This window comes from Micromonospora sp. NPDC005161 (assembly GCF_053599855.1).
In genome coordinates this window covers 79476-88896 of sequence record NZ_JBSFYQ010000033.1, presented here as the reverse complement: position 1 = coordinate 88896, position 9421 = coordinate 79476, and the positions used below count along the sequence as shown (strand labels likewise).

Annotated in this window: 7 protein-coding genes; 3 read left to right on the top strand and 4 right to left on the bottom strand. The window is 67.3% G+C overall.

Annotated features, from left to right (window positions below):
• The first annotated feature begins 235 nt into the window (after positions 1 to 235).
• The gene (locus tag ACWD5O_RS26970; RefSeq protein WP_450086945.1) at positions 236 to 1114 is read left to right on the top strand and encodes an IS5 family transposase; all 879 of its coding nucleotides are present in this window, start codon (positions 236 to 238) and stop codon (positions 1112 to 1114) included.
• Between the two features lie 8 nt (positions 1115 to 1122).
• Complete coding sequence (locus tag ACWD5O_RS26965) at positions 1123 to 1389, top strand: transposase (RefSeq protein WP_450086943.1); 267 nt, start codon at positions 1123 to 1125, stop codon at positions 1387 to 1389.
• Between the two features lie 270 nt (positions 1390 to 1659).
• Here the strand turns inward: ACWD5O_RS26965 and ACWD5O_RS26960 are convergent, their stop codons facing one another.
• On the bottom strand, positions 1660 to 1818 hold the full coding sequence (locus tag ACWD5O_RS26960) for a hypothetical protein (RefSeq protein WP_387328065.1): 159 nt from the start codon (positions 1816 to 1818) through the stop codon (positions 1660 to 1662).
• Positions 1819 to 1980: 162 nt separating this feature from the next.
• Here ACWD5O_RS26960 and ACWD5O_RS26955 point away from each other — a divergent pair, with 162 nt between their 5' ends.
• Positions 1981 to 2490, top strand: a complete 510-nt coding sequence (locus ACWD5O_RS26955) for a pyridoxamine 5'-phosphate oxidase family protein (RefSeq protein WP_387328068.1) — start codon at positions 1981 to 1983, stop codon at positions 2488 to 2490.
• A 24-nt stretch (positions 2491 to 2514) separates the two neighbouring features.
• Here the strand turns inward: ACWD5O_RS26955 and ACWD5O_RS26950 are convergent.
• From ACWD5O_RS26950 to ACWD5O_RS26940, 3 genes are all read right to left on the bottom strand, one after another.
• A protein-coding gene (locus ACWD5O_RS26950) for an IS5 family transposase (RefSeq protein WP_387328395.1) occupies positions 2515 to 3380 on the bottom strand; the annotation gives its coding sequence in 2 pieces (ribosomal slippage) (positions 2515 to 3047 and positions 3047 to 3380; 867 coding nt in all).
• A 691-nt stretch (positions 3381 to 4071) separates the two neighbouring features.
• Positions 4072 to 5877, bottom strand: a complete 1806-nt coding sequence (locus tag ACWD5O_RS26945; RefSeq protein WP_450086942.1) for a hypothetical protein — start codon at positions 5875 to 5877, stop codon at positions 4072 to 4074.
• 91 nt (positions 5878 to 5968) lie between these two features.
• Entirely contained in the window at positions 5969 to 9124 is a 3156-nt protein-coding gene (locus ACWD5O_RS26940) for a KAP family P-loop NTPase fold protein (RefSeq protein ID WP_450086941.1), read from the bottom strand.
• Between the last annotated feature and the right edge of the window lie 297 nt (positions 9125 to 9421).

Here is a 9421-nt window from a genome sequence, read left to right as displayed (position 1 = left end):
CGTCGACGCCGCCACCAAGCCCGCGCCAAGGCCAGCCACTACACCCGACAAGCCCTCATCGAGCCATGATCACGATCCCCGGCTGGAGTACTAGGCCGTGTTTCATAGGCGGGTTGGTCGGCCGGCCTGGTCGAGGCCGCTGGTGTGTCGGTGATCGATAGACAGTGAGGTCTCCGGTAGATGGTTCATCGACCAAGACGACCATCAGCACGGAGACCTCGTGGCCACCATAGCGGTGACGAGGCGGTTCGACCTGACCGACGCGCAATGGGCGGCGCTGCAGCCGCTGCTGCCGAAGGGTAAGAAGCCAGGACGGCCGCCGAAGTGGAGTAAACGGCAGCTCATCGACGGCATCCGGTGGCGGGCGCGGGTGGGCTCACCCTGGCGGGACGTGCCGGAATGCTACGGACCCTGGCAGACGGTCTACGGGCTTTTCCGGCGTTGGCAACGCGCGGGCGTCTGGCAGCGGATCGTCACCGGGTTGCAGGCCCGCGCCGACGCTGTCGGCCTGATCACCTGGGACATCAGTGTCGATTCCACGATCAGTCGGGCGCATCAGCACGCCGCCGGCGCCCGCACCCAACCTGATCTGCAGAAGGAACCACCGGGCGGAGTTGAAGACGAGCCGGCCGACCACGCCCTGGGCCGCTCGCGGGGTGGCTGGACCACCAAGCTGCACCTGGGCTGCGAGCAGGGCCAGAAACCCCTCGCGATGCTGCTAACCGCGGGTCAGTGCGGCGACAGTCCCCAGTTCACCCGGGTCCTGGCCCGCATCCGGGTCCCGAGGCCCGACGGTGGCCGTCCCCGCACTCGACCCGATCGAGTCCTCGCCGACAAGGCATACAGCTCGCGGGCCAACCGGGAGCACCTGCGTGAGCGCGGCATCCAGGCCACCATCCCGATCAAGGCCGACCAGGCCGCCAGCCGGCGCAAGAAGGGGTCGAAGGGCGGCCGACCGCCGACCTTCGACCCGAAGATCTACCAGCAGCGTCACGCGGTCGAGTGCGGCATCAACCGGCTCAAACGCCACCGAGCCGTGGCCACCCGGTACGACAAACTCGCCGTGCGCTACCAGGCCACACTCCACGTCGTCGCAATCAACGAGTGGCTCTAACCAGAGCTATGAAACACGGCCTAGAGGCCTCCAGCGGCGAGCGCCGCCGCCACCGGCTCAACCCCACCGGCAACCGGCAACTCAACACCGCCCTGCACACCATCGCGCTCGTCCAAGCCCGCGACCCTGGCCCTGGCCGCGTCTACTACCAGCGCAAACTCAGCGAAGGGAAGACACCCGCCGCAGCCCGCCGCGCGCTCAAACGACGCCTCACCAACGTCCTCTACCGGCACCTCATCAACGATCAACTCAAACGCGCCGCCAGCACGGGTTGACACACAAAGGCGCTCTTGAGCCTCTCCCCGCTCTGGCGGCGCCCGGGACTGCGCAGGCCAAATGAGAACCACACGACCAACGTGGGCAGCCGATGTGAGAGCGACGGCCCGGGCGCCTCGACCAAAGCCTGGCCGGACCGCGGTCGTAGGTCAATGAAACAAGTAGCCGATGTGCGGTCACAAGGCGCGGGGTGCGCGAGCGTGCTTCCAATCGGCCGATGCGGCTGCGGGAGTCAGCGCTGGTGCCAGCCAAGGCACTGGGCTGGAAGCTCACGATCCGTCGGCGGTCGGCGGTCGGCGGTCGGCGGTCGGCGGTCGGCGGTCGGCGGCGCGGAGCCGGGCCGGTTCGGGGGAGCAGGTCGGGAGCAGCCGGGTGCCCTGAACGGCCTTGAACTGCATCCAATAGCGCACAACGACGCTCAACTGCACCTGCCCCCACCTGCGGCTTCTCGTTTCTGCAGGTCAGAGTGGGTGCGGCGTCCTGTTTCACACGGAGTGCTCAACGACTTTGACTAGGGCGTGTCCTGCCGATCTTGGTGGCCGCTGGGCACACCGTATGGGTAGGGTGCTCGCCATGATCGAGGACGCCGCATGCCGTTGACGAATCCGTGGCTGACCGAGCCCACGCCGGCGAAGCGGCTCGATCGTGAACGGCTTGAAGAGCGCATTCTCAACCTGCTGTCGTCGCAGAACATGTGCGTGCTCGCGACCACGGGTTCGGACGGGCCGTTGGCCACCCCGGTGCGGTACTACCCGCTCGGCTTCGCGGTGCTCTTCACCGCCGCGCCGCGTTCGCCGAAGATGCGCAACATCGCTACCGATCCGCGCGTGTCCGTCGGGATCTTCGCACCGCTGCTCGGGTTGGCCAGCAGCCGCGGGGCTCAGCTGTTCGGAGCTGCCAGGGCGCTTGATCCGGGGCATCCGGACCGTGCGCACTATTGGGAAGCGTTCCGATGGGAGAACGAGCACGCCGAGCGGGGGCGATCGCTGTCCGAGCCGCCCGAGGACACCCTGGTGGTCGTTGAGGCGGAGCGGATTGTCTATACCGAGCACTGGCTGCGACGTGAAGGGTTCGCGCCCCGCCAGTTCTGGCGTCGCTGAAGGTACCTCTTCCTGCCAATCAGATCATGCAAGCCAAATGACGGCGGCGATGAGGACGAGGCTGGCCTGGTAGAGGGATGCCCGTTTGGCGTAGCGGGTCGCCAGGTCACGCCACTGCTTGAGCCGGTTGAAGCAGCGCTCCACGACGTTGCGCTTGCGGTAGATCGCCTTGTCGAAGGCCGGTGGTCTGCCGCCGGCGCTGCCCTTGGCGGCCCGGCGGGCGACCTGGTCGGACCGTTCTGGGATGACGTGCCTGATCCCGCGTTGGCGCAGAGCGCGGCGGGTCGAGTCGTGCGCATAGCCCTTGTCGGCGATCAGCACCTCAGGACGCTTGCGGGGCCGGCCGGGTCCGGGCTCGTTGACGCGGATCGCGTCGAGCAGCGCGAGGAGTTGGGGGTTGTCGCCGGCCTGGCCCGGGGTGAGCAGGATCGACAGCGGCCGTCCGCGTCCGTCAACGGCGAGGTGGATCTTCGTGCTCAACCCACCTCGAGACCGGCCGATGGACTCGCCATCTTGCGCACCAGGCGTCGCCGGACTTGATGGAGAGCCCCCTTTTTGCGGGCGCCAGCGGAATGCTGGTGCGCCCGCACGATCGACGAGTCGATACTGATCGTCCACTGCACCGGTGTGCCGTCGTCATGGACCTGCGCCGCGGTGAGGATCCGATCCCAGGTGCCGTCGGCCGTCCAACGGCGCAGTCGTTCGTGGCAGGTCTTCCACGGCCCGAAGCGTTCCGGCAGGTCACGCCACGGCGCACCCGTGCGCAGCTTCCACAAGATCCCGTTGATGACCTGCCGGTGATCTCGCCACCGCCCCCGCGCACCGCCCGGCTCTGGCAGCAGCGGCGCGATCACCGCCCACGCCTCATCGGTCAGTTCACCACGACGCACCACCAGCACATCGTCAACGACCAACCACTACAAGATCGGCAGGACACGCCCTAGGCGGCACCTGCTGTCTATCTGGCCTGGTGGGGGAGTGTGAGCAGGCCAGGGCGGCAACGACTGGGTGCGGCGGCTGGGCCTTACATTGGGAGCAGATTGGGTGCAGACCAGCGAAGTGGTCACCCGCTCGAAGAGCTCATCCGGCCGTACCGCAGTCAAACCGCTGACCAGCACGCAACGATGCCCGCCTCGGACCGTTTGACCTCCCAGGGATACCCGAAGTGGTCACCTGTCGCTGCTCCCAACACGGCTAGCGCCGCCCGACATCTCCGGCCGTCAAACTTCGCTGCGGCACCCGAGACGGGCATGGACAAACGCCGTTCCGGCTGAGCTCCACGGATCGCGCCGGCCTGCCATTATCTGGGACGCTGGTCCCATAGGCAAAGCCCTGACCAGGCGCTTTTGTCTGGAGACCTCTTCGGCAGTCCCGAAGGCGTCAGCACGAGTGGCTTACGCCTCAGAAGCAGGCGACGTCCGCATTTGACGAGAAGAGTGCGCGTGATCATGAAGGTCTCATTGGTATGTCCGGATGCCCGAGCGTCGAAAGGCGCCGCCCGCCTCTAGCGAGGGGCGACGCGCAGCTGACACGCCAGCTCAACGTGGTGGAGGCTCATCGTTGCTTCGCGTGAGAAGTTCACTAGGAGGGACGTTGCGCTTCTCTCAGGCTGCAGTCAGTAGTACCAAATTGCTCAAGCGGCGACCGGCCGAGAATCAAGGCATGCAGGTTGACATCGTCCAAGTGACCGGCGGCGACCCGCCGTTCGAGATCCATGACGTGCTCGTCGCCCGGCGAGCACTCCACCGCCCTGCCGATCGCCGCGCGGGCCAGTACGTGCGCGCCGTCGTGCAACAGTTCCTGCGCGACGAGTGCCCAGAGCGCGGAGTCCAACCGCGGCGGCAGCTTGACAGGATTACGCCGCTGCAGGTCTTCGTATCGCTGTTCGGCGAGTTCGCACAGGTCGTCGAGGGACCAGGGCGGCGTGCGGCCGAGCAGAACCCCGACGGTGAACGCGTACATGCCCGGACGTGCAAGTTCCGTGAGCGCCGCAGCGATCACCTTCTCGGGCTCGGGACGGTGCAGGTGAGCTGCCATCACCCGGTGCCAGAGCAGGTAGACGGCCAGCATGGGCTCGCGCGCCGCAGGAGCGCGGTGCGTGACCAGGAGTTGCTCGATGCGCTCGAGCGCCGGACGCATATCGACCCTGAGCTGCTCCTCACGCCCGGCTAGGACCTCCATGATGCAGCCGAAGAACTCGCTGGCCCTGGTGGCCGCAGTCATCTTTGTCATCGCCTCGGGATTGCCGAGGTAGAGCTCCGGAACCAGTCTGACCTGGATGACGTTGGGTAGGTGATCACGCCACTGATATTCGCGGTAAAGGTGGGTCGACCCGCGTTGTACAAAGGTCCGGACTACGTGCCGAGCGAGCCGGTTGAGACCCTCGTGCGTGAGGATCAGCCCGATCCCGGGCAGATCGATGGTGTGCGCCCCACCGACCTGTAGCCAGGCCTCCTTACGGAGTTCCCTGAGTTCGTGAACGCTCTTGGAGCGGGTGTTGTAGGCCTGGGTCGCAAGCAGTGGTAGGGCGGGCCCGGTCACGGGCCAGGTCACTCCGACAGCTTCCTCGCGGAAGTAGGAGGGACGCACGTGACTAAGGATGAAGGTTTTGTACCGGGCAGTGATACCGGCCTTCTCCGCCTCGAGGATCGCTGACCGGACCTGCTCGGCATGTTCCTCGCTCAGCTCCTTGAGAACCGGGTCGAGGATCCGCTTTTTCTCGTGCGGGTAACGGTCCCACCCCGTGTCGGGAGCGGACGTGCCCGCCGAAAGCGATTCCAACGCCGCTACGTAGTCGGTGTAGGCGAGCGTGGGGTCTTCCGCGACCCGCTCGCTGGCCGTGACGATGCGACGCATCGCTCTCATGGCCCGCTCGTACGCGTCGTGGTTGAGCGCGAGGAGGCTCGTCATGAAGGCGAGTAGGTCCTCGACGTCTGCGGGGCGCAACATCAGACGAGGAGTGAACGTGCGGGGCAGGATGTCCGCAGGTACAAGCCGCCGGGTTGATTCTCCCGGTGTCTTGATGAGGCGGTCAGCCTTCTCCCGAATCGGGGTGAACGTGGCGTTCACGGCGAATGAGAGCACGACGGCGAGGTCGTCGGCGATCTCATCCCCACCGGTGGAAATCATGAAGTCATCGGTGCCGTCAGGGAGGACGGCTTCCAGGCGTTCGATGAACCGGAGCAGGACGGTGTTCACTGGTCCCATGCAGGTGGCCAAGGTCAGGCTGCCCACCGGCATGCCGAACGGCCCGACCCTGGAGAAATCCGCGTTGGTGTAGAGGGTTCGTTGATGCTCCGTCTCGTTCAGCGCGACGTCGCCGAAGTACATCCCCGTGACAACTTGAAGCACGCCAAATGATCGCATGACATCGACCGAGAGCGTCACACGCTCAGCGGACGGTGTTGACAACCTCGAACGGTGAAGGGCGACCGCAGCCTGGTTAGCCGTTCGACTCCTTCGGTCAGCCGAGGGACCATTAGGGCGCGGGGTCCCACATGTCCAGGATCGCCTGCTCGTGTTGCCGGTACCCAGCCTCGCTCAGCCAGTCTTGCAACGCCGCCGCCGCAAGATCGCCGGGCCCGGAGCGGTACTGGTAGACCTTGGAGTACTGACTACGGGAGGCAGTGCCTCGCCGCGGGTAGGTGCTGAGGTCGACGACCGCGGGGAGTCCTTCGTCGGTTGTCAGCGACAGGTGCAGGAGCGCGGTTTCGGGTAGGGGCGACTGGTCGTCGAGCTGCGTCCACAGCGCTTTCGCCGTCTGCGCGCACCGGACGAGCGTGTCAGTGAGCTCGAACAGGCCGTGCAGGGTGAACGCTGCAGGCAGGGGCACGCCGCGGGCCCGCGCCTCCGCGGGTCGGTGCTGCTTGTCGAGTTCGGCGAGGTGGAATCCGATGCCGACGGTCAGCAACAGCGACTGCTGGTTCGGGCTCTGCGCGGCGTGGCCCGTGATGAGCTGGGCGCCGGCCCTGACGGGGAATGCCTGACGCATGCCCAGCGTGCCGGGCGTAGCGGCCCGGGCACCGGACTGAGCGGTGGTGTAGTGGCGACCATCAGCCTCGCTGATGGCCCAGGGTTCGGCGGCTATGCCCCAGTCGGAGTGGCGCGCCCGGAGCCAGCCGCTGATGGGTGCGCTTCGCATCGCGGCGATCAGGATCTCTTCACGTGTCCCGGCCGAGGGACCCCATCCGCTGTGAAGGCGTGCAGGAATTCCGTCGCCTGCGGGCAGCAGCACGGCGACTTGCAGCGTGAGGTCGAGCGGTTCGCCTTGATCGTTCATCAACGACGGACGGTGGTTGGTGAAGGGGTGGCGTTGCTCCTCGGGCGGGTTCGGCAGCAGTCTTCCCGGTTCTGTGGTGCCAACGTCGAGTGCCTCGATGAGGGTGCCGGCGGCGAACCGGCGCCGGTTTGCCCATGACACGTCGGCGCGGTCGAGAGCGCCGGGCCGAGTGCCCGCCGCGGCGCTGTCCAGGTGCGCCCGTCCGGCAGAGACACGGTGGCGTCCTATACGTCCCAGGAACGCCGTGGCATCGAACCCACTGATGCGGGTGTGAGTGCCGGTGGACGTGAATGCGACCTCGATGTCGACCAGTCGGGCCGCGAGATCCGCGATCGGCAGACCACCGTTGACGGCGGTGGTGATCCGCCGGTCGACGTCCGCGTCGCCGAAGGCCGACTCCAGCCGGGAGACGTACAGGCTCACCGGCTCGATGGGGGCGGTGTCGCCAAGACGCGTGTGCTCCTGGACCCGTATCCACGCCGCTTCGTACGTGGCCCGAACGACGTCCGCAAGCCAGGACGAGCCGGGAGGTTGTGCGGCGAGACGCGCGATAGTGGCGTCGGCCGGCTCCGGGACCGCCATCCGGATCGCCTTTAACAAGTACGGCAGCAGACCAGGATCGCCCAATGCGGTGGCGGGCAGCGGCCCGCCGTCGGCCCGTTGCAGCAGCGCCGCAAGCCAGACGGTCGCTTCCTCGTCAGGACCGAACCCGCCCGCCGCGGGATTGCGAAGGTGGTCGAACTGTTCGAGCACGTACGGGATCACCGCGGCGGCCTCGTTGCCGGACAGCTCCGCGGACAACGACGCGGCCCGGCGGAGCGTCCGGCCCGCCCGGGCGCGCGCATGAACGTCGGTGAGGTCAGGCCGCAACGCCAGGGTGAGGTCCTCGGCCGCCATGCCATGTCGCCCCTCTGCCAAATCTCCGATGGCCCGGACGAGGCTATCGTCGCTGATCTCGCCAGTGATGGGTGTCAGGGCGAAGTACCGTTCGGTGTAGTCGCGGTCGCTGATCCGCCGCTGCCCGCGCCGCCGGTGCTCGGCCACCATCGATCTCAGCGGGTCTGTTGCCAGACGCGGGAAGAGCCGTCGCAGGGCCTCCGCGACCCGCCCCGTGTGCGGCGCCGGGACGTCGAGTCTGGCCAGCGCCGCCTCGTCGAATTCGGTGCGGAGGTCGGCGAGGTCGGTGGTGTCGACGAGGGCGCCGCGGTGCATGGCGATGGCCTGGTACAGGCGCGGATAGGTGATTCGCAGGAATGTCAGGGTGATGAAATCAACGACGTCGACCTCAGCAGCGCCGACCAGTGGCAGGTAGATGTCGACCTGGGCGAGCAGCCGCGCCACGCTGCGCGGCTCGGTCAGGACCCTCAGCAGCAGCGCCTCACGCTCTTCGACCATGCGGCGCTGGGCGTCCTCGCTCAGCGACGCGGACGCCCGGCCGAGCGCACCAGCGCAGCCGGCGTTGAACAGCGACTCGGCGTGCTCCAGGCGGACCGGCGGCTGCTCGAGGCGTATCGTGACGATCTTCTCCAGGAACGCGACGGCCCGGGCGCCGTGCTTGTCGGCGATCGGGGTCGTAGACAGCACGTCGAGGATGGTTTCTTGGTCGTACGCGAGGACATAGTGCACGTGCGGCAGCCGGCCCAGCACCCGCACCGCCCGGAAAACGGCCAGGAGTTGCTCGGGCTGCAGCCGGTCGACGTCGTCGATGACAACCAGCGTCGGACGGGCCAGCGCGCGTAGCGCGTCGCTGACCTGGTTTGCCTGTTCCGCGAGGGTCGTTCCCTGGTCGTTAAGCCGCTGTACAGCCTCGGCGGCCATCGCGGTCGCGGCGCCGCCGACCACCGGCACCATCGACAGCGCTGGCGTGGCCAGGGCACCGTACCTGGAAAGGTGTCGCCGGACCCGGTCGCCGGCGGTGGTCTTCTCCGGCACGGCGGCGCGGATCGCGCCGAGCAGCTCGGTGACGACCGCGTCGGGACCGGACAACGCCCACGGGTTGATCCACGTGACGCCCCACCGGTCAGGGTTGAGTCCCGCCTCGATCATCAGGATGGTGCTGGTCTTACCGCTGCCCCACGGGCCGACCAGCCCGACCACGGTGCTGCTCGGCCGGGAGCCGATCTGGTCAAGCAGGGCGACCGCGCGTGCCACGAACGGGCCGCGCCCGAACAGGTCCTCGTTCGGCTCGTCGATCGGGTCATCGACCCACCAGTTGCCGTCGGGCAAGCCAGACACCGCCATTCGCCAGCCATCTCCACAGCGCGGCCAGCGTACCGAACCGACGCTCCCACAACTCATTCGGCGCAAGATCAAGATCACATGCCCTGATCTGCCGTGAGGTGCGCGGTCGATCATGCCCGCCGATGTCCGCTAATCCTCGAAGTTGAACTCGAAGGTGCCCGCCTCGATGCGGTCGATGAGCTGGCTGACATCGTCGGCCTGCCGGATCACGCTTTCCCAGCCACTGCTTGTGATGTCGGCCAGTAGCACCGGTGCAGGTCGCTGCGCAGGTCGAGCACAAGCTTTCACGTGAGCCGTCACCGCCGATGATCGCGATGCCAAGATGCTCATCGGTGGCTTCGTCCCATGCGTCATGCAGCTCGAGCATCTCGCGTGGCGAGTTGAGCCAAACGTAGGCTCCCGCCGGAACCA

Coding starts and splice junctions, on each gene's coding strand:
- ACWD5O_RS26955 (WP_387328068.1), top strand. CDS start 1,981: ATGCCGTTGACGAATCCGTGGCTGACCGAGCCCACGCCGGCGAAGCGG.
- ACWD5O_RS26940 (WP_450086941.1), bottom strand. CDS start 9,124: ATGATCGACCGCGCACCTCACGGCAGATCAGGGCATGTGATCTTGATC.
- ACWD5O_RS26965 (WP_450086943.1), top strand. CDS start 1,123: ATGAAACACGGCCTAGAGGCCTCCAGCGGCGAGCGCCGCCGCCACCGG.